This window comes from Parendozoicomonas sp. 209JJ7-1 (genome assembly GCF_058147085.1).
This window is the reverse complement of the sequence record NZ_JBYVJU010000007.1, coordinates 51,559-73,103: the sequence shown is the minus strand read 5'-3', so window position 1 is coordinate 73,103 and position 21,545 is coordinate 51,559. Positions and strand designations below refer to the sequence as shown.

Genomic DNA, 21,545 nt, shown 5'->3' with positions numbered 1-21,545 from the left:
TACTAGGCTATTGACGTCTTGGCAGTTGTGGATCAGGTTAGGGATTCATGTGGTCGTCGATCCGCAACAAGATCGTTCTGTTTACAATTGTTCCCCTGACCCTTCTCTATAGCGTTATTTTTGTTCTCCATATTCTGGACAGCCTTCGGGTGTCCCGTATCGGGGTTGAAGAATTTATGGAGCAACAGGCCGGGCATTTTGCCGGAATGCTGGATAACCACCTGCGCTTTATTGAATCTTATGGTGACTCCCTCTCCCATAATATTTCCGCTGCCAGCCATGCGGAGGAGGTAACAATTGACCAGGATTTCCGGCAATTTATAACAGGCATTCTTAAAGATGACGCGTTCTATGGCGTTGCCACAGGGGGACCGGGTAAGGGAACCTTGCTTTATTTCTCGAACGGGAAGCTGCAGGAGGCAGATTGGCCGGAACTCGGAACATTTTCTGAAAACCCTTGGGGATGGAGCCTCCCTTTTTACAGTCCGGTTGCCTGCGAGAAAGTAGTCACCTACAGGGTTCCCGGTCTGAAAAACCTGTTCTTTATTGTGCAGGTAGAAAAGCTCATCGCTCTGCTGCAGCAGGATAATCCCCGCAATCTCCGATTCGTTATTGTGGACAGGAACAGCAGCTTTGTTCACTCGGACATGCGCTCCACAAGGCCCGACGGCTCTCTTCAGGACACTGCCAGACGAATAGATTCCGAGTCATTGATGCGACTGGTAGACGGCCCGATTCGTAATGGTACCCGGGGGCTGGAAACCGTTCACTTCAGAGACTGGCCAACCTGGTACTTCGCCAGCCCCATTCCCGAGTCGGGCTGGGTATTGCTGACTCATATCCGGGAAACAACAGCCCTTGCGACAGCAAGGGAGTCTGTTTACTACAGTGCCTTCCTGCTGGTGGCTGCTCTGCTGCTGGTGAGCGCGTGCGTGTTGAAAATTTCCGGTTTTATAACCCGTCCCCTGGTAAAACTGGCCCAGGCTGTAGACACCCTGGGTGACAAGCACTGGCATCTGAAATTTCATCATCAGTCCAATGATGAAACCGGACGCCTTGCCCGCAGCATTTCAGCAATGGCCCGGCGCCTGTCCGAAAGGGATGAAGCCCTGCGTGAATTAAGGGCCAGCAATATCAGCCATATTGCGGAGCGGATGCGGGGCAGTTACTTCTATTACATGCTGGATGACCAGGGGATGATTACGTATATCAGCCCTTCAGTCATTTATGTTCTTGGTTATACCGCGAAGGTGCTGATCAAAAATATACCGGAGGTTTTCAAGAATTATCCGGGAGCAGAAGATATTCGAAGATCCATCAAGGCCATACTTCATGGTGAATTGAATAATGATGCTTTTCAGGTTGAGCTGCCCCATAGAGATGGGAGCAGACGTACTATTGAGATAGTCAATGTACCTGTTATCGAACCGGGCGGGCGTATCAGCGGAATAGAAGGCATGGGCCATGATGTAACCGGCCTTGTAAACGACAAACGTCGCTTTCGCGGCCTGCTGGAAGCCGCTCCTGACGCTATAGTGATCACCGACAGGGATGAACTGATCTCCATGGTGAATGCCAGAGCTGAGGAGTTGTTCGGATATAACCGTAAGGAGCTTCTGGGAAAACCCCTCGGTATGCTGGGCCGAAAACGTGTTGGCCACCTCCTTCCCCGCAAGCGTTACACAGTGAATGAAGATGAACATGAACACGAACTGAAGCTGGGGTTTGAAACTGTCTGTCGCCGTCAGGATGGCAGCAGCTTCCCTGCGGAAGTGACATCAAGCCCCCTGGATACTGATTCAGGAACGCTGGTCACAATCGCCATCCGGGATATTACCGACCGTAAACGTACGGAGCGGGATTTGCGTAAAGCCCGGGATGAAGCACGGGCAGCGGATCTGGCCAAAAGCCAGTTTCTGTCCAATATGAGCCATGAACTGAGAACGCCGTTAAACGGTATTCTCGGCCATGTGCAATTACTGTTGCGCAGCAATCTTGACCAGCCCCAGCGGGAAAGTATGGAAACAGTTGAGGACTGTGGCCAGCATTTATTGTTGCTGATTAATGATGTTCTGGACCTGACCAAAATTGAAACAGCCGGTCCGAGGGTTGAGCTGCAACCGGCCCGCCTGCATCCGGTACTGGAAAAGGTCTGTCGTATACTTCAGCCCAGGGCTGACCGGAAAAACCTGCAGTTGGTGTTGGATGTGGATACCCGCCTGCCAGATGTCATCCTGATGGACACCACTAAGCTGCGGCAGATTCTGATCAACCTGCTCGGTAATGCGGTAAAATTTACCGAGAAGGGAGAAGTTCAGCTCAAAGTCGTTCAGGATGGAAACCGGGTTATTTATATCGTCAGTGATACAGGTATTGGGATAGACCCGACGGAGCATGACCGGATCTTCTCGCCGTTCCATCAGGTTCAGTCTGATGACCATCCGGGAGGAACAGGGCTGGGGCTGGCTATCAGCCAGAGACTGGTGTCCGCCCTTGGCGGGGCTCTTAAGGTATCCAGCTCCAAAGGAACTGGCAGTCGCTTTTACTTCTCTCTTCCCTTGAGAAAGGCCTCCATTGAAGAAGATGCACAGGACGACAAAAACGAGGAAACACTGGGGACATGCTGCCTGCGTCTGCATGCTGATGAATCAGTCAGTGTGCTGGTGGTTGATGACAGCCGGATAAACCGGGAAATGCTGGTTTGTCTTCTGAATGATGCTGGCTTTAAAACATTTGAAGCTGTTAATGGCCAGGACGGTTTGAACTGTATCCAGACTTATCAGCCGGATCTGGTGCTGATGGATATTCGTATGCCGGTTATGAATGGAACCGAAGCTGTCAAACAATTGCGGGGGCAGGAAAATCCGGTTCCGGTTATTGCAGTGACAGCCAGTGTTGACCCTGAGCAGCAGAGGCATTTTCAAAGCCTGGGGTTTAATGGTTATGTGGGAAAACCATTTCGGGTGGATGACCTGTTCAGAAAAATAGAGGACATTTTAAATATCCGGTTTATCTGGCGGGATATTCAGCCCTCAAAACCTGAAAAATACTGGATGCCTCAGATTCACGGAGACATAAAACCTCTCTTTGAGCAGTTGCGGGACGCTGCAGACGTTGGTGATATAGAAACTATTCGCAAACTTGCATCGCTGTTCAAAAGCCTGCCGGAGTGTCAGGAACTGGCTGGTGAACTGGAAAGCCTGTGTCGCTCACTCTCCTTCAATAAAATGGAAATGTTATATGATGACATTAACCGGGCGCTCAAAGAGTCTGAAAAAGACGACGATAGGCCAGTGTGATGAAAATCAAGGTGATAATTACAAGAATTCCCAAGGCGTTAGTTTGAATGTAAGGCGTGGGGCCGGACATGGGGGTGATAGTTCCGAATACCAGTTTTTGTTCCGGTCGGAACCTGTTCTGTATTCTGCCTTTATGATCAATAGCGGCGGAAGTGCCCGCAGAACTGTAGCGCAGCAGGGGCCTGCCTGTTTCCAGAGCCCTGGCCCGGTCCGCCAGAAGCAGCCTTTCCTGGGAGACCTGCCCGTGGTTTTTTGTATCAAAGACAACAAGCATTTCTGAACCCAGCACTTTGTGGGCAGGGATATAGGGCGATATGCTTCTTGAAGAGTCAATAACCATGCAACGGTAGGCATCTATAGCCTGATGGCGAAGCTGGAGATAAAAGCGGCTTGAGAGCGTTGCCGTATTACACTCCGGAGGAATTGCCTGGGATAATAAATAAGGTGAGTTTTTAGGCAGCGCACACCCCTCTCCCTCTCCATAAGTGCAGAAGTAATAAGGGCAAGCATTAATGCCTGTGGGAAATATGGAAAGAAAAGCCGTTTTTTTATTGGTATCCAGGTAAAAGCGTTGCTTCTCGAAACCAGGCATCTTTTCAGGGATGGTTCCTCCAACAATTGCCAGCCGTGGCTCCTGGCCGTTTATCTCATCAATCTGGGTAAGAGACATGTCCGCCCGTTTGCCTGTCTGCATGGCATACAGGAACGGGCGATTGTCATAAGATTTGTTCCACTGGTCTGGTGCTATGCAGGGGATAAGGAGGCATGCGCCCAGCCAGACCAGCAGACCCCGGCATGGACGGACATGACCCCGGCAAAGATGGTGGAACAGACTGGCCAGCAGCGCGGAAACCAGACTTAGCAGCATACTGACGGCAAAGATACCAAGTATCGGGATAAGGCTGTCTGTGGGCAACCCCAGCAGGGCATAGCCACTGATAAGGAGAGGATTACTGATATGGAACCAGGCATAACCTGTTTCAAACAGTACCCAGAAACAGCTGAAAAGAAGGGCACCGGCTATAGAAAACCGTTTCAGGTGCAGTACTTTCCGGGCGAGAGGATAAATGTTCAGAAGGCAAAACAGGATAGAGAAAGGAATCCCCAGTATCAGCAGACCCGAGTGAAGACTTTCAAAGAGAGACATACCGGGTAAAAAAGACTGAGAGTAGTAGAACCAGAGTTGCCCGGTCAGAATGTAACTGGCAGCGAATCCAAGGGAGGTGATAAGGGCGGATACTCCGGGCAGTTGCTGGCAGCGGGTGAATAACAGGGCTATTCCAACCAGAGACAGAGGCCAGAAGTTGATAGGGGGTAACCCTAAGGGAGTCAGTACCCCGGCGGTCAGGCTTGCAGACAGTTCCAGTGCAGAAGCGTGTTTTCGTTTTGCCATTTGCTCTTCAGTCCCTGGTAAATCTAGGAATATAGGTCACCTGGTACAGCTCATGATCTCAACTGTACAAACAGAAAGATTTTTCTAATCTGATGGGCTGAAGTGTTTGCCACAGCTGCGCTGCGGCGGGGCATAGCAAGGGTAAAAACAGACGGCGCATGTGATTTCGACGAGATTCAGTAAAAACCTGTTCAGAGCAGCTTTTACCGGTTTTCTATTGCTGGGGAGTGCCTGGTTGCCTGCAAAGGAGTTGGGGCTGACTGAATGCGTGGAAGTTATGGAGGTGCATTACCAGAATCTGATAGAGGCTGCGGAAGAAGACTGGAGCGGGATTTTTGTGGATCATGGTGATACGGACGGCTGGTCCAGGATTCTGGCCGTGAGGCAGAATCGGCATGAAGTCTGTGAATACAGCCAGAGGTCAGATTTCAGGGCCAATCATAATGGAGGTTATTTCTTCACCCTTGACGGCATCGACCCAAGAACACCTGCAGTACAGACACCGATAGAAGAATCGGATGTAAATCATCCTTCCGCCTACTTTGATCAGGCTCTTGCTCTGGAGCAGGTCGTGAGGCTGGACCTGCCTTCAGATTACCAGCACCAGATGTCCGGTAGCAGCGGCGAGACAGAAAGTCTGGTTTCCGTTGAAGACGCCAGTGACACTTCTTTTGAGGAAAGTGGCCTGTTGTGGGTCAGAAAACTGAACCAGGAAAGATACGATAAAGGTTTCTCATTCCTGAAAAGAAGCCAGGGGGAAGACCAGAGGTCAAGGGTGCTGATCTGCAATCAGTATGAGCATTTTGATGAACTTTTTGATGTGTGTTGCGCTTTTGGCAAGTTAAGCCAAATCCCTGACTTTGCTGCTATGACTGAACAGGACGGAATTAAACAGTCGTTTAAAAGGCGAAGTCGTGTTAACCAGTCGGTCGCGCGTTTCTTAAATCATATAGAGGAGAAAGAACAATATAAGCGGAAGCGTTATGAGGTGGGTGACCCCTTATATTTCAGCTACAAAAAGAGAAATGTTCACTATGTCATAAAAGCAAAAGTTATCGGCATTGGAACCAGTACGGTTGTATTCCGTTTTGGTAAGTTCCAGCCACTGACCGAAGCCCCTGGTGCAGGTGAAGGCATATCGGGTGAAAACATAGCAGGTGAAAATAGAGCAGGTGAAAATAGAGTAGATGAGGGCATAGTAGATGAGGATATAAAGGATCTTAATAAAGTTCTGCCGGACCTGGCATTTCGACGCATCTATTTTAATGATGACAGTGATTCCAAAATTTTCTTTTTCCATCAGCTGGCCCAGTTTCATTTTCTTGAAGAACACGGTATGGAAACCCTGGCGGCCCAATTCTGGAGGCCAGAGGCTGGTACCGCTAACAAGCCCGTCCTGATTGCCCAGCCATTTATCAAACCGGACAATCTTCTTGAGAGTTATCTGCGGAAAATTGCCGACAATGCCGGAGCTGAAGATGTGGAGGTTTTCGGGCAGCGCATGAAGGTGCAAACGTTTCTGGAACAGATGACGCATCAAATCGTCAGTAGCATTGTTGTTCTACAGGGGGTCAATAAAAAGTATGCAGAGGGTCAGGGAAGTTCCGGGCACAAAAGAATTCTTGAAGGCTTCCATGATGCGAAGTTTCCCAATTACTCTCTGGAGCAATGTCCTGAGACGGGAAAGCTTAAGCTAAAATATTTCGACCTGTTTCCTGCCCATCTTCACCTGTTCGGCAGGGCCCCTTCCAAGAATTACGGACATTTTCAGTTTCAGGTTTTTGATGAGTTTTTCCATGACAGTTATGGAACGGATGAACTTGCTCGTAAAGGCATGGTTAAAGGATTTAGCAGCCGATATAACCTGAATACAAAACCGGAACGGATGTTAATGAAGCTGGCCGCCAGTGCCATAGACATGATTTTCAGTGATTGCCGTGAAGCCAGAAGAGAAATTACAAGGCGGAAAGGTAATAAATTCCAACTCTATCAGATGATTGTTGACACAATAAACAGAAGCGCGATGAAGTGCGGTTATGCGGCCGAAGTCTCAATGGATGAGGCTTTTGAATACTGGTGGGCCAGAATTGAAAAAAATATGCTGCTGCGCCTGGGGCTGGATTTTCTCGATTTTACCGACTTTATGGGTAGAAAGGATTACAACAGGAATAACCAGGCAATGCCGGCGACAGCTGACGAGAAGGCTTTGATGGCATGGGCGAAAGAAGTCTATCCGAAAGAGTTTAAAAAGCTACTGCAACAGGCAGGAGGGAATAATCTGAAGCCTGATGACATTGTACCTGTCTTCCGGGGGCTCGTGAAAAGATACACGGCAGGGGAAGATTACCGGGCAAGGGGGCCGGTACAGCCTGTGTATATGCCTGTGCACTCGTCATCATCTCCATTAACCGGAACGACCACTGAAAGGTTAACGCAGGTGCCTGCTTCTCCTGTGTTGTCTTCGCCCATTGAAGATACAGACAGTGGAGATAACAATGGCAGTGCAGACATGTTGTTTTCAGGGAGGCTTCCCGGCATAGCCAGAAATAAAAAGACAACTGTTCATAAAGCCGGTGTTATTTTCTCAGCCCCAGTACTCTCTTTATCGAAGCAGGCGAAGAGGGGCAGTTTAAGTACTGGCACAGAACCAGATCGCCCTCGTATGATTCTTCGGAGCCAAAAGCCCCGTAAAACCGGGAGACAGAACGCCTCCGGACGGCACTCTTTGTGGCAGGCTTTATCTGGAATCTGGTCGGATATCAACCGTTATGGCGCTTCGATACAGCAGGCAGGCTTTGGCAAATCTGGCAAAAAAAAGCTGCTGAAGTCTGGCCAGGTAGTATCTGTTCCGTGGTCTTTCGGAAACAACAGCACAGCAAGCCAGGACAACGTTAGTCAGAACAAAGCAGCCCGCAGTGAAGTAAGCCATGAAGTCGTATGGCATTACGGGACAATCTTTGCGGCGACGGGGCAGACAATGGACACACACCTGTCACCGGGATTGAGTGTGGAACAGGAGGAAGACTTCTTGCAGGCCCTGGTTATCAGTTATGGACTGACGATCTATCTGGAGAGTGGTTCTGGTTCTGGTTCTGGTTCTGGTTCTGGTTCTGAAAAATCCTGTTACAGGTTGTCCCGCAGCAAAACCAAAAATGGTTTTTGGACAGTGGATTACAGCAAAATACCTCAGGACAAACTGTTATCTGAAACCAAAAACCGGCAAACGACCTGGATATACCTGAAGTACTTAAGAGAAGGAGATAAAGATGGTTCGTGGTTTTTCATGGGATCGGATTTACCTGTTGAGAAAAAAGCGCCCAGCCCACCTCTGAATATCATTCCCTCTATGATCCGGTGGCATGGAGAGGTCAAGCCAGTGAGTGGAATCAAAGCTTCCCTGCTTTATCGGCCTCTGGAAGAGGAACCTCCTATCATCATTCAGGGCATGGAATGCCGGCGTTTCTCTGTCGGACATGAACGCCCTGTCCAGCGTTTCCAGATGAAGGGCATAAAAGGCTTTTAAGGTTTTTCCTGTTCGCTTTCTTTCTCTACTTGTTTTCCTTCCACAATCTTTACCCACTATCATCAGGGTAATCCATTATCTGCATAGGCTATCCTGACAGCTTCCGTCCGTTAGCAGCGAAATAACAAAATGAACGACAAAGATTATATACTGACGGCCAGGCCGCTACACAGGCGTACAGCCTATGTGGTGGGTGTAGGGAGTGAACGGGGAACGCCCCTTGAAGTTATCGGACAGGGGGTGATGCAGTGCCTGAATAACCTGCAGGTGGAGATGAAAGATGTCCGCATGGTGGCCAGTATAAGAATGAAGAAGTATGATCCGGCCTATGGCGCTTTCGCACGGATTCACCGGGTTCCTTTTGTTACCTGTGATGCGCTGGAGCTGCAATCGGTGGCCGGTGTTACGGGAAATTGCAGATATCGTTCGTGTAATGATCCTGAAGCTGTCAGCGAACACTCCGCACTTTTCTTCAGTGGCGCAAGACAGCTTATCGCCCCTCCCTTTAAATACCGTCTTTGTCTGGATAGTCACAGCGTTACCGTGTCAGTATGTAAATCTGTTTAAAGACGTAAAATTACGTATGGCGATCTGGCTTTTTGGGCGGTCTTAGGGTAAAAACGCACCCCTGTAAACAAAACCAAACAAACACGAATATCGTTTACATGGATCGCCCGACAAATAATCACTCAGAGCGGGAGAATTAATGTGAGTGCGCACAAGACCATGCTGGATCTGTCTCCCTACGGGATTACCAATACAACTGAAATCCTTCATAACCCGTCTTATGACGTGTTGTTCGCAGAAGAAACAAAGCCGGGCCTGGAGGGTTATGAGCAGGGCAGAGTCACTGATCTTGGTGCTGTTGCAGTGAACACCGGTATATTCACCGGTCGCTCCCCCAAGGACAAGTACATCGTTGAAGATGACACGACCCGGGATACTGTATGGTGGTCCGACCAGGGCAAGAATGACAATAAGCCCCTGTCCTGCGAAAACTGGAACCACCTGAAAGGGCTGGTGACCGGGCAGCTCTCCGGCAAGCGTTTGTTCGTTGTTGATGCCTACTGTGGCGCTAACCCCGATACCCGTCTGGCGGTTCGTTTTATCACAGAGGTGGCCTGGCAGGCGCACTTTGTGACCAACATGTTTATCCGTCCTTCCGCTGAAGAACTGGAAACCTTTGAAGCCGACTTTATCGTGATGAACGGTGCCAAGTGCACTAACCCCAACTGGGAAGATATGGGGCTAAACTCCGAGAACTTCGTTGCCTTCAACCTGACCGAGCGTGTACAGCTGATCGGTGGCACCTGGTACGGCGGTGAAATGAAGAAAGGTCTGTTCTCTATCATGAACTACCTGCTTCCCCTCAAGGGCATCGCTTCCATGCACTGCTCTGCCAACGTTGGCAAAGAGGGCGATGTAGCGATCTTCTTCGGTCTGTCCGGTACAGGTAAAACCACTCTCTCTACCGACCCCAAGCGTGAGCTGATCGGTGATGATGAGCACGGCTGGGATGATGATGGCGTCTTCAATTTTGAAGGCGGCTGCTACGCCAAGACCATCAGTCTGAGCGCGGAAGCCGAGCCCGATATCTACCAGGCCATCCGTCGTGACGCTCTGCTGGAAAACGTTGTTGTCTGTGACGATAACAGCGTTGATTTCGACGATAACAGTCTGACGGAAAACACCCGGGTCTCTTACCCGATTTACCATATCGACAATATCGTCAAACCAGTCTCCAAGGCTGGTCATGCAAACCGTGTAATTTTCCTGGCCGCAGATGCTTTTGGTGTTCTGCCTCCGGTGTCCAGGCTGACCCCTGAGCAGACCCAGTATCACTTTCTGTCCGGTTACACTTCCAAGCTGGCCGGCACTGAGCGTGGTATTACTGAGCCGACCCCAACCTTCTCCGCGGCGTTTGGCGCAGCCTTCCTGAGCTTGCATCCCACCAAGTACGCGGAGATTCTGGTGAAGCGTATGCAGGATTCCGGCGCTACCGCTTATCTGGTCAACACTGGATGGAATGGTACCGGCAAGCGGATTTCCATTAAGGCGACCCGTGCGATCATTGATGCCATTCTGGATGGCTCCATCGATGAAGCCGAGACCCTTACCCTGCCTTACTTCAACCTGCAGGTTCCCGTTGCTGTGCCCGGTGTTGAGGATGCGAGTATCCTTGATCCCCGCAACACCTGGAACACTGAGGCGGAATGGGAAGCCAGAGCGCAAAATCTGGCCAGCCTGTTTGCGAAGAACTTTGCCCAGTACACTGACAATGACGCAGGTAAAGCTCTGCTTGCGGCTGGTCCCCAGCTATAAAGGTTTTTAGCTTGTCGGAAACTTTTCGATAATCGCAGACGGCTCGCCAGTGGCGGGCCGTTTTTCGTTAGAGTCCAACCCTTTCAATGAGCTGTCACTAACTCATCGGTCATGTTTCTATTCTGGCCAAATGGGTAAAGTCCGGTGCGCTGAAACTGAAAGACTGTACCGGGAGCCACAAACCTGATGATGTCCTGCAATACCGTAATGTCTGACCTTTCATGTCCTCTGTGCGGCCATACTCATATAACCCCCTGGTGGAAAGATAAATACCGGGAGTATGTACGGTGTCAGGAGTGTGAGCTGATTTTTGTCCCCAGGGTCTGGCATCTTTCGGAGGAAGAAGAGAAAGCCTGTTACGACCTCCATGAAAACAGTGAGGATGATCTCGGCTACCGGCGCTTTCTTTCCCGTATGTTTCTTCCGGTTTCAAAACGTACCTTCCCGCCTGCCCTGGGTTTGGACTTTGGTTGCGGGCCAGGCCCGGTACTTGCGGCTATGTTCCAGGAAACGGGCTATACCATGAATGTTTATGACCACTTTTACGCCCGCAACCCGGATGTGTTGGAAAAAACCTATGACTTTATAACCGCGACTGAAGTTATCGAACATCTATCTGATCCCCGAGCAATCCTTGAACAACTGCTGTCCATACTGCGCCCCGGCGGATGTCTGGGTATTATGACCAAGCTGGTCCGGGACCGTGATGCCTTCTCCCGATGGCACTATATTCGCGACAGAACCCATATCTGCTTTTTCAGCCAGGCTACCTTCTTCTGGCTGGCGGAGCAGTTGAAGTGTGAGCTGGAATTTATCGGGAATGATGTCATCCTGCTTTACAAATCACAGGCGGTCAGCCTTTAAAACCAGATGAGCCAGAAACTTGCTTCAGCTCTTTGCAACCCACGCTTTGCAGTCAAAGAGTCAGGAATTTTATGGTTACAGTTTGCACAACCTGACTACCTGTGTTAATTATTCGGGTAACTCATTTTGAACAGCCATTGGCAACAGATTTATTTATCGGGTTTATATACATGCTCAAGCATTCTTTCTTCAACCTGCTAGTCGTCGTAGTGATTATTTGGTCACTACGGGGGCTGATTATGGTCTGAAGAAAGACTAAACCGTATTCAGAAAGCCCCCGCTCCGCAAGGATCGGGGGCTTTCTTTTGCGTTCTTGTAAATGTGCTGGTAAAGGCGTTTTTAAAGACAGGCAACAGTTAGAGCAGAGGGTTTAATGTGAAGGATTCAACAACAGACAGGGAGCCGGAAGGTTCGGTAGAGCATTCGGCCAGCCATGCCAGGCCAGAAAGTGGCGCGGAATATCTTGTCCGTATGCTGACGGAGCGGGGTGTTACCTCTGTATTCGGTTATCCCGGCGGGGCTATCATGCCTCTGTACGACGCCCTTTATGATGGCTCTGTCGAACATATTCTCTGCCGGCACGAACAGGGCGCGGCACTGGCGGCTGTCGGTTATGCGCGGGCCAGTGGCCGAGTGGGCGTCTGTATAGCGACATCTGGTCCAGGTGCAACCAATCTGATCACCGGACTTGCTGAAGCCATGCTGGATTCCGTCCCGCTGGTGGCCATCACTGGCCAGGTAGACACATCTGTTCTGGGAACAGATGCTTTCCAGGAAGTGGATATGCTGGGCCTGAGTCTGTCTGTCACCAAGCACAGTTTCCTGGTGACTTCTGTTGACGAATTGCCCTCCGTTATGGAACAGGCTTTTGAGATTGCCCGTTCAGGCCGACCAGGGCCTGTTCTTGTAGATATTCCCAAAGATGTGCTGCAGGCATCTCCGGAAACAACTCTCCACGGTTTATCGGAGGAGTGCCCACTACCTGGGCCGGATGAAGCTGATATCCATCAGGCCCGCCAGTTATTGGCCCAAGCTAAAAAACCGGTGCTGTACGCCGGTGGCGGTGTGGGCATGGCTGATGCAGTTGAGGAGTTAAGAGATTTTCAGGCCGTCACCATGATGCCCTCCGTGGTGACCCTGAAAGGCATTGGCGCTATTGCTCCGGACACTCCCGGTTACCTGGGGATGCTGGGGATGCATGGTACCAGGGCGGCGAATCTGGCGGTACAGAATTGTGACCTTCTGGTGTGCGCAGGCGCAAGGTTTGATGACAGGGTCACGGGAAAACTGGAAGGTTTTGCCCCTGAAGCGAAAGTTATTCACATGGATATTGACCCGGCGGAATTCGGCAAACGACGGCAGCCCGATGTTGCCCTGCAAGGGGATCTGTGCAAGATTCTTCCAGAGATCGCAGTGCCTGGGAACTACTTTGAATGGCTGCAATACAATCAGGAGATGGCCGCTGAATTCCGCTGGCGCTATGACACCCAGGGAGAAACCATCTATGCCCCGGCATTATTGCATACACTCAGTCATCTGTTACCTGAATCGGCTATCGTTGCCTGCGATGTAGGGCAGCACCAGATGTGGGTGGCCCAGCATATGTCATTTCCCCGGCCGGAAAATCATCTTAGCAGCGGAGGCCTGGGAACCATGGGTTTTGGCCTGCCAGCGGCCTTGGGGGCGGCCCGCTCGCGGCCTGGGGATATGGTTCTCTGTGTGACCGGTGACGGCTCCATTATGATGAATGTCCAGGAGCTGGCTACACTTCGCCGTTTAAATCTGCCGGTGAAGATTGTGCTTCTCGACAATGAGCGGCTGGGCATGGTGCGCCAGTGGCAGAGCCTGTTTTTTGATGGACGACACAGTGAAACCATTCTGTCTGATAACCCGGACTTTATAACCCTGGCCAAAGCTTTCAGAATTCCCGGAAAGAGTATTGATAGACGAGAACAGATTGATGAAGGGCTGGCCTTCCTGATGGAAACGGATGGCCCGGCGCTGCTGCATGTGTCCATAGATGCCGCGGAGAATGTCTGGCCCCTGGTTCCGCCAGGAGCATCTAACCACGAAATGCTTGGAAAGCATTGCTAGGGCGAAGGAGACAGCTATGAACGGTTCCATTGATAACAGACACCATTTGTCCATCTACTTTCACAACCAGCCAGCGGTGCTGGAACGCATTCTGCGGGTCATCCGCCACCGCGGGTTTGAGCTGTGTGGCCTGACCCTGCCCTCAGGGGAAGGAGAACACCTGCAGTTGCGGGTTATTGTGCAGGGACGCAGACCGGAGTTGCTGTACCAGCAATTAGCAAAGCTGGTGGATATAAAAACTGTTACGGCGGAAGAGTTTGCGCAGGAGCAATTTGCATAGGAGCAATTTGTATAAGAGCAACTGGTTTGAAGATCACCTCTGGTTAAGAGATTAGTATTAATCCCATACGGCGGTTACTGACCCCCTTGGGGTTTTCAGGGTCACGGAGCATGCGGTCTGCCATTCTTCCTGGCTTTCATAATCTCACTGAGGGTCGTGTCCCTGCTGTTAAAGGTGAGTAGCCAGGTCTTTGAAACTGATCTCTTATCCCCTGAATTCTCCGCTCAGTTGCCGGACAAATGTTTGCAGAGGCGTGTTAAACATGGGTTCCAGGTGGCTGGTCAGGGTGGTGAGATGATCAAGAACCTCGGCTTTATCATCTGACGTCATTATTGGCAGCGTGTTTGACAGAGCCTGGTACAGTGTATTGAAGCCTGTAACATGAGCTGATTCTGGATCATAAGACAAGGTGCCACAGGCGTTTGCCAGATCGGCTATTTCTTCCAGGTGTTTGATTAATTTCTCTGGTGTGGGTGACAGGCTGATATTGCTGAGAACCTTGCTTATCTGCTCCAGGATGTTTTGTTCTACCTGCTTCATAAACTGCTGATATTCACGCTGGAATTCAAGATCGCCCTGCATAGAGGGGTGTTTTTTCAAGTCCCTTACCCGAACCAGAAGATATCCCCAGTCTGCCGGTTGTTTACATAAATCTTTCAGCTCTTTGAAGGGCTTATAGAGAAACTCCTCAATTTCGGAAGGCTCAAGATGAAGGGTCAGTGTTACCAGGTCGTTTAATGCGGCTGCCTTATCAAAGTCACTCATTAGAGGGAGTGTAATTTTCACGGCATGCCTCAGTTTATTGAGGCCAACAGACGTTTCGGGGAGGTTTGAGGGTAAGGTTACACACTGGCGTGTTAACTCGGTCACCTTGCCTAAATGTCGGGCCAGTTTATGTGGTGAATAGTGCCTGCCGGTATCACCGATAAACCTGCCAATATGTTTCAGGGCCTGTAGTTCTTTTTTATCAAGTTCTCCCATTTGTTGCAGGGGAATGTAATCTCCTCCTTTGATACTGCGTATTTCATTGAGCAGATGAGCCCAGTCCTCCGGTTTACGGCAAAGATCGGCAATTTCTGTTAGATAAACGGTGGGTTTCGTTAAACGACGCTGTGCCAGCCGTCCGGTCAGCAGGTCAAAGGCTGTTTTGGGATGGAAGATCATTAGCCTGAACATGGCCAGGCCTTTGGGTTTCAGATGTTTTCCGAGGTCTTTACCGGCGAGGTAGGGTGCTACATTCATTTCTACCTGCACACGGTTGCCGGAGGCAGGGAGTGAGTCTGTTTCAGGGCCCTGAATATTGACAGGGCCCTGTGAGCTGCTTCTGCCTGATGGGGGTAACATGGGTTCCATAAAAAACTCCCTGTCCTTTACTTGTATTAACCTTGAAGAATATCCTTGTACAACTGTTGATAATGCTGCACTTTCGTGTTGCCGATTGTTGAACCCTTCCAGCCCTCGCGCTCCAGGGGAATAAGCTGTTCGAGTAAACGGGCTTTGACTTCAATATTTTCCGGGTTGGAACTGAAAACGGGTTCAAGCAAGGCAATCAGCTTTTCGGGAGTAGAGTGCTCTTTGAGTTCTTTGAAATGGTCGTATATGGACCAGAATGCTTTGTTCTCGGGGAAAACCGGTAATGAATAAGCGAGGACTTTTTCCAGAACTGTGCTGTGCTCAGGGTGAGCAAGATAGATTTTATAGAATACCTGAGCCTGCTGCAGGTCTGTTATCTCTTCTATCTGCTCTTCAAGCTCTTTCCAGGCAGCTTTGTCATGGGGGTTACTGATCAGAGGAGCCGCCAGGTCATCCAGTGCTTTTTCGGAAACCTCCTCGGTAAGAGCCGCAAATTTATCCAGCTCCGCTACGCTCTTTCCGACAGTTTGTCTGTTTATGTGATAATCCTTCTGTGTAAAAGCATTTCCTGTAAAAGCATTGGCTTTTTCCGGTTCTCTCAACGCCTGAAGGCGTGCATCAACCTGATCCAGCAACCGGCTGAAAAGGTTATTATCCGGAGTTATTTTAGTGTGCAGAATACTGAGATGAGACTTGAGTGTTATCAGCTCTTCTCGGCTGGCTTTCGGCAGGAGCTTCTCTGTTTTGGCACCCAGGTAATGAAAGCCACTGCCGGATTCAGACCTTCGGCTTGATTCAGCACGAACCCGTTGCAGACCCCGTGCATATTTTGTGATTCGCCCAAGGCGCAGGCACATGTCAGAAACGGTTTTAATGCCTTCGATATGTCCGGCTGCATAGCCAAGTGCTTTGGCCTGTTGTTCTTCGATCTGGGAGGGGTCTGCTTCTGGCCGGGTTTTCATCTGTTCTCCTTTCTGGAGCAACAGTTCCCAGTCTTTGGGAGTACTGCACAGATGGGCCGCTTCCCGCATAAACCTGCCGGGATTTGTTTCCTGCATTTTCTGCAATTTGTTTGTTATGAGGTGCCAGAAAACAACGGGATGTTTACGAGCTATCTTCAGCTTTTCCCAGAAGCTTTGCTGTGCCAGATGCAGTCCCAGGTACTTGCCGGTCATCAAAGGCTTTACATCAACAATTGCTGTTTTGCGGTCAAATGCCGTGCTTTCACTGGCTTTCGGGGCGGTGGTTGGAGAAGCTCCCCGGTTTTGGGAGCCTCCGTTTACGGGAGGTAGAGCCATAAAAAGCATCCTTGCCAAGGTTGTCATCTAAGACTAGACAAGGAGCGCAGTGCTTTCCGTGGATTACTCAGTTTTTTGCGGAGATTGGGAAGTCAGAGACCCGAACTGCAGTAAAATTATTTACGGACGGGCGGTCAAAAACGGGCTTATGATTGTTGGCTCATAAATCCTTTCACTCCAGTTTATACCGCTGGTCTGTAAATGTTCGTCAAACAGGGTTGCATTCATTTAGTATTCCGATGTTTATGACAACCCCATTAACTCGCAGAGAGATTGGGATTCAAGAATGTCTACTACCCGCATCTCCGCCTCCGTTACAGAACTTCATACTGAGCGTATACGCAGGCTTGAAGGCCAGAAAGCTGAGCAAAAAGCCAGTGCCGCACCGACAAGGGAAAAGGATACTCTGTCCCTCAATGCTGATGTGGAGCTTCTGCAGAATGCGAAAGCTATTGCAGTCGCCACACCGGATGTTGATATCGACAAGGTCGAGGAAATCAAGCAGGCGATGATCCGTGGTGAGTTGAAAATTGACTATGAGAAGCTGGCACAGAAGATGCTCAACTTCGAGGCATCACTGGTAGATATATCGTCTGAAGAGAAATGATGCCGACGCGAATTTTCGCCATCACAAAATGACCTGAGCCGCCTGCAACAACTCAAACCATGGCTTGAACGCGCCTGCGTATACCCCCTTCACTTCGCTGTCCGCTGGACACGGACTGTGGTAACACTCCTGTACCGTTTAACCAAGTCCTGATGGAAAAACAGTAAATAATGAATATTTTCTGGTAAGACCGGCTATTCAGACTTTACTTGGAGTCTTTATTCTTATCTGGTCTGCCATAATGACTTTGTCACGCCGGCATTTCCTGGGAGCAGCTCTTCCTGCTTTGGCAACGGGGTTTGCTGCATTACCTGCCCTTCCTGCCCATGCCACTGGCTCAGTTGCGCCTGTTAACCTCGACAATATCAAGAGCATTGCCCAGTTTCGGGCGCTGGCGAAAAAGGCTCTGTGTCCCGAGGTTTTTGCCTATATTGATGGGGCTGCAGGAAATGGACTCTCCAGACGACGGAATGAACAGGCTTATAAGAAGATTCTTCTAACCCCGAGAGCCCTCACAGGGGTCTGCAATCCTTATATGGCAACTAAAATCCTTGGTTCCATTCATAACGCACCGTTGCTGTATGCGCCAACGGGGTTTGACTGCCTGATGCATCCCCAGGGTAGCCGGGCGGTGGCCTGGGGCAGTTGGGAATCCGAGCTGATGATGGTGGTGGGTGCGTTGTCTTGTAATTCGGTAGAGGCGATAGGCAACATCCTTAAAGAAGGACGCTTCTGGTTTCAGGTTTACCTGCCACGGGACAGAGCCTTTACCATAAAAATGTTGAGAAGGGTGGAGGCGTCTGGCTGTCAGGCTTTGTGCCTGACTGTGGATACTGAACCCTCAGGTCAGTGGTACGACCGTTACGGGCGTGTGCCAAATCTTCCCGGATGGATAAATATTCCTATGGCTAATGGCGCTCCAGGCTGGGATCAGGATAGACCTTTATTTTCATTTTTCGGGAATGTTTATAAAGCTGATGCCACCTGGGATGATCTGACCTGGCTTTGTCAACAGACCGACCTTCCGATTCTCTGTAAAGGCATTATGAACCCGTTCGATGCGGTGAAAGCAGTGGAGTGTGGAGCTAAAGGCATAATTGTCTCCAACCATGGGGGTAGAAATCTTGATACCACTCCGGCGACTATTGAAGTTCTTCCGTCGGTCAGGGATGCGGTACAGGCGCATATACCCGTGCTGGTGGACGGAGGCGTTCGCCATGGAATAGATATCCTCAAGGCCGTTGCCCTTGGTGCGGACGGGGTGATGATTGGTCGCCCTTATCTGTACGGGCTGGCCGTAGGGGGTGCTGATGGTGTGGCCAGAGTGGGAAAACTGCTGGTGAAAGAGCTGGAAGAAGCGATGGTTCAGACCGGCTGCAAAAGCATTGCCGATATAAACAGAAATATTATTTATCGTTCGACAGGTGCCTGAATCTCAATAAATCTGCCCCGTTGCTTCACCTTCCAGCCAGCATAAACAATCATAATTCGTTATCAGTTACTGAATGCTTCATTTGCCCTCCTGCCTTATAATCGACCGGTTATCATATGGAGTTGGCCTGTGGATTCGATTACCGTACGTGGCGCACGCACTCATAACCTCAAGAATATCGACCTGGAGCTGCCCCGGGACAAGCTGATTGTGATCACCGGCCTGTCCGGTTCCGGCAAGTCTTCACTGGCCTTTGACACTCTTTACGCAGAAGGCCAGCGCCGCTATGTTGAGTCCCTGTCGGCCTATGCCCGGCAATTTTTGTCGATGATGGAAAAGCCCGATGTAGACCATATCGAAGGTCTGTCGCCTGCCATCTCCATTGAGCAGAAGTCCACCAGCCACAACCCCCGCTCCACCGTCGGCACCATCACCGAAATATACGACTACCTGCGACTGCTCTTTGCCCGTGTCGGCACACCCCGCTGCCCGAAACACCATCATGCTCTGGAAGCGCAAACCATCAGCCAGATGGTTGACCAGGTGCTGGCCCTGCCGGAAGGCTCCAGAATTATGGTTCTGGCACCGGTTGTCCGCGCCCGTAAAGGGGAACATCTCCATGTATTCAGCGAGCTGAAAGCACAGGGTTTTATCCGCGCCCGTATTAACGGCATTGTTACCGACCTGGACTCGCCTCCAGCGTTGGAGAAGAATAAAAAACACACTATCGAAGTTGTCGTTGACCGGATAAAAGTTCGCGATGACCTGCAGCTGCGTTTATCGGAATCCTTTGAAACCGCTCTTGGACTGGCGGATGGGCTGGCCATGGTCAGCTTTATGGATGACGGCGATCCAGGCGAGAAGGCTGAAGATATAGTATTCTCTGCCCGCTTTGCCTGCCCGGAATGTGGTTATAGCCTGAATGAACTGGAACCCCGGCTGTTCTCTTTTAATAATCCCGCCGGTGCCTGCCCCAGTTGCGATGGCCTGGGGATGAAGCAGTATTTCGATCCGGACAAAATTATCCATAACCCGGAACTGACTCTGGCCGAAGGCGCGATCCGCGGCTGGGACAGACGCAGCGTTTACTACTTCCATATGCTTAAGTCCCTGGCGAATCACTGCGGTTTCTCCATGGAAAGCCCCTTTGAAGAACTCTCCGCCGAACAGCAGGAGATGATTCTCCATGGTTCCGGTGATGAACTCATTGACTTCAGCTATATCAACGACCGTGGCGATATATTTAAAAAGCGCCACCGCTTTGAAGGTATTATTCCCAACTTTGAACGCCGCTATAAAGACACGGATTCCCAGTCTGTGCGGGAAGAGCTGAGCAAGTATGTGGCAACCCAGGCCTGTCCGAAATGTAAAGGTACCCGCCTGCGGGAAGAAGCCCGCCATGTCTTTATTGAAGATGTAGCCCTGCCCCAGATTACCCAGCTGCCCGTGGAAGGTGCCCTGAGCCACTTTGCATCCCTGCATCTGACCGGGCAGAAAGGGGAAATCGCTTCCAAGATTCTTAAAGAGATTCAGGAACGGCTGAGCTTCCTGAACAATGTGGGCCTCAATTATCTGACTCTTGATCGCAGCGCCGATACTCTCTCCGGCGGTGAAGCCCAGCGTATTCGCCTGGCCAGCCAGATTGGCGCTGGCCTTGTTGGGGTTATGTATATTCTGGATGAACCCTCCATCGGCCTTCATCAACGGGATAATGATCGCCTGCTGAAAACCCTCACCCGCCTGCGGGATCTTGGAAATACAGTCATCGTCGTTGAACATGATGAAGACGCAATCCGCACCGCTGATCATGTGCTGGATATCGGCCCCGGCGCTGGTATTCATGGTGGAGAGATTATCGCCAGCGGCACACCGCAGGATGTTATGGCCAATGAGAATTCCATTACCGGCCAGTATCTGTCAGGCGCACGTCGTATAGAGATTCCCGAGAAGCGTGTGCCTGTGGATAAAGACCGCAGGCTGACCCTTTCTGGATGTACCGGCAATAATCTTAAAAATATTTCCCTGAAAGTACCTTTTGGCCTGCTGACCTGCGTAACCGGCGTTTCCGGTTCAGGGAAATCCACTCTGATCAACGGCACCCTTTACCCTATCCTGGCGGAAAAGCTCAACGGCGCGACCACGCTGACTTCAGCCCCGTGGAAGAAGCTGGACGGACTGGAACATATCGATAAATGTATTGATATTGACCAAAGCCCTATCGGCCGCACCCCTCGCTCCAACCCGGCCACCTATACAGGTATTTTCACACCGATCCGGGAACTGTTTGCCGGTACCCAGGAAGCCCGTTCCCGGGGTTACAAGCCCGGCCGATTCAGTTTTAACGTTAAGGGCGGTCGCTGTGAAGCCTGTCAGGGTGATGGTGTTATCAAGGTAGAGATGCATTTCCTGCCGGATATTTATGTGCCCTGTGACGTCTGCAAAAGCAAACGTTATAACCGGGAAACCCTGGAAGTAAAATACAAAGGCAAAAGTATTGATGAAGTGCTGGAAATGACCGTAGAAGAAGCCCTGCCCTTCTTTGACGCCATTCCCGCCCTGAAGCGTAAACTGGAAACCCTGATGGATGTTGGTCTGTCGTATATTCATCTGGGCCAGAACGCCACCACCCTCTCCGGCGGAGAAGCCCAGCGTGTGAAGCTGGCCAAAGAGCTCTCCAAGCGGGATACCGGCAAGACCTTCTATATACTTGATGAACCCACCACCGGCCTGCATTTTGAGGATATTCAGCTACTGCTCAAGGTTCTGCACCGTCTGCGGGATCATGGCAATACCGTTGTGGTAATTGAACATAACCTGGATGTGATTAAAACTGCTGACTGGGTTATCGACCTTGGACCTGAAGGCGGAGACGGTGGTGGTCAGATTATTGCTGCCGGCACTCCTGAGCATGTGGCTGGTCAGGAAGTCTCCCATACCGGACGCTTCCTGAAGCCCATGCTGACTCGTTAATCAGGTGCTTGAAAACAGCCCTGAATAAGACAATATGGCTGAGAAGGTCTGCCCATGGATACACGGGGAAAGCCATAGCCACTAGAACATAAAGAAGTGCCAACAACATT

The 21,545-nt window shown here is 50.5% G+C and carries 13 protein-coding genes; 10 read left to right on the top strand and 3 right to left on the bottom strand.

What is annotated here, in order from left to right; translation table 11 throughout:
• Positions 1-47: 47 nt before the first annotated feature.
• Positions 48-3,299 (top strand): PAS domain S-box protein, encoded by a 3,252-nt coding sequence (locus ACY2RQ_RS08730; RefSeq protein ID WP_490112577.1) that lies wholly within the window; start codon positions 48-50, stop codon positions 3,297-3,299.
• Here ACY2RQ_RS08730 and ACY2RQ_RS08725 read toward each other — a convergent pair.
• Positions 3,262-4,692: a hypothetical protein gene (locus ACY2RQ_RS08725; RefSeq protein ID WP_490112576.1), complete on the bottom strand. Its 1,431-nt coding sequence runs from the start codon at positions 4,690-4,692 to the stop codon at positions 3,262-3,264. The genes ACY2RQ_RS08730 and ACY2RQ_RS08725 overlap by 38 nt on opposite strands.
• A gap of 160 nt (positions 4,693-4,852) precedes the next feature.
• Here ACY2RQ_RS08725 and ACY2RQ_RS08720 point away from each other — a divergent pair, with 160 nt between their 5' ends.
• The 6 genes from ACY2RQ_RS08720 (at position 4,853) to ilvM (ending at position 13,775) form a co-directional block, all read left to right on the top strand.
• Positions 4,853-8,215: a hypothetical protein gene (locus tag ACY2RQ_RS08720; protein ID WP_490112575.1), complete on the top strand. Its 3,363-nt coding sequence runs from the start codon at positions 4,853-4,855 to the stop codon at positions 8,213-8,215.
• Positions 8,216-8,344: 129 nt separating this feature from the next.
• Positions 8,345-8,782: a cobalamin biosynthesis protein gene (locus ACY2RQ_RS08715; RefSeq protein ID WP_490112574.1), complete on the top strand. Its 438-nt coding sequence runs from the start codon at positions 8,345-8,347 to the stop codon at positions 8,780-8,782.
• Between the two features lie 141 nt (positions 8,783-8,923).
• Complete coding sequence (pckA, locus tag ACY2RQ_RS08710) at positions 8,924-10,537, top strand: phosphoenolpyruvate carboxykinase (ATP) (RefSeq protein WP_490112573.1); 1,614 nt, start codon at positions 8,924-8,926, stop codon at positions 10,535-10,537.
• A 186-nt stretch (positions 10,538-10,723) separates the two neighbouring features.
• Complete coding sequence (locus ACY2RQ_RS08705; RefSeq protein ID WP_490112572.1) at positions 10,724-11,401, top strand: class I SAM-dependent methyltransferase; 678 nt, start codon at positions 10,724-10,726, stop codon at positions 11,399-11,401.
• A gap of 375 nt (positions 11,402-11,776) precedes the next feature.
• A complete protein-coding gene (ilvG, locus tag ACY2RQ_RS08700) occupies positions 11,777-13,495 on the top strand; it encodes an acetolactate synthase 2 catalytic subunit (RefSeq protein ID WP_490112571.1) in 1,719 nt (572 codons plus the stop codon).
• A gap of 16 nt (positions 13,496-13,511) precedes the next feature.
• Positions 13,512-13,775: an acetolactate synthase 2 small subunit gene (gene ilvM, locus ACY2RQ_RS08695; RefSeq protein WP_490112570.1), complete on the top strand. Its 264-nt coding sequence runs from the start codon at positions 13,512-13,514 to the stop codon at positions 13,773-13,775.
• Between the two features lie 204 nt (positions 13,776-13,979).
• Here the strand turns inward: ilvM and ACY2RQ_RS08690 are convergent, their stop codons facing one another.
• Both ACY2RQ_RS08690 and ACY2RQ_RS08685 read right to left on the bottom strand, forming a co-directional pair.
• Positions 13,980-15,017, bottom strand: a complete 1,038-nt coding sequence (locus ACY2RQ_RS08690) for a hypothetical protein (RefSeq protein ID WP_490112569.1) — start codon at positions 15,015-15,017, stop codon at positions 13,980-13,982.
• A gap of 137 nt (positions 15,018-15,154) precedes the next feature.
• Complete coding sequence (locus ACY2RQ_RS08685; protein ID WP_490112568.1) at positions 15,155-16,426, bottom strand: hypothetical protein; 1,272 nt, start codon at positions 16,424-16,426, stop codon at positions 15,155-15,157.
• Between the two features lie 286 nt (positions 16,427-16,712).
• On the opposite strand from ACY2RQ_RS08685, the gene flgM reads away from it, so the two are divergent.
• The 3 genes from flgM to uvrA all read left to right on the top strand — a co-directional run bounded on the left by flgM (position 16,713) and on the right by uvrA (position 21,435).
• Positions 16,713-17,033, top strand: a complete 321-nt coding sequence (gene flgM / locus ACY2RQ_RS08680) for a flagellar biosynthesis anti-sigma factor FlgM (RefSeq protein WP_490112567.1) — start codon at positions 16,713-16,715, stop codon at positions 17,031-17,033.
• Between the two features lie 241 nt (positions 17,034-17,274).
• Positions 17,275-18,465 (top strand): alpha-hydroxy acid oxidase, encoded by a 1,191-nt coding sequence (locus ACY2RQ_RS08675; protein WP_490112566.1) that lies wholly within the window; start codon positions 17,275-17,277, stop codon positions 18,463-18,465.
• A gap of 129 nt (positions 18,466-18,594) precedes the next feature.
• Positions 18,595-21,435: an excinuclease ABC subunit UvrA gene (gene uvrA / locus ACY2RQ_RS08670; RefSeq protein ID WP_490112565.1), complete on the top strand. Its 2,841-nt coding sequence runs from the start codon at positions 18,595-18,597 to the stop codon at positions 21,433-21,435.
• Positions 21,436-21,545 lie beyond the last annotated feature (110 nt).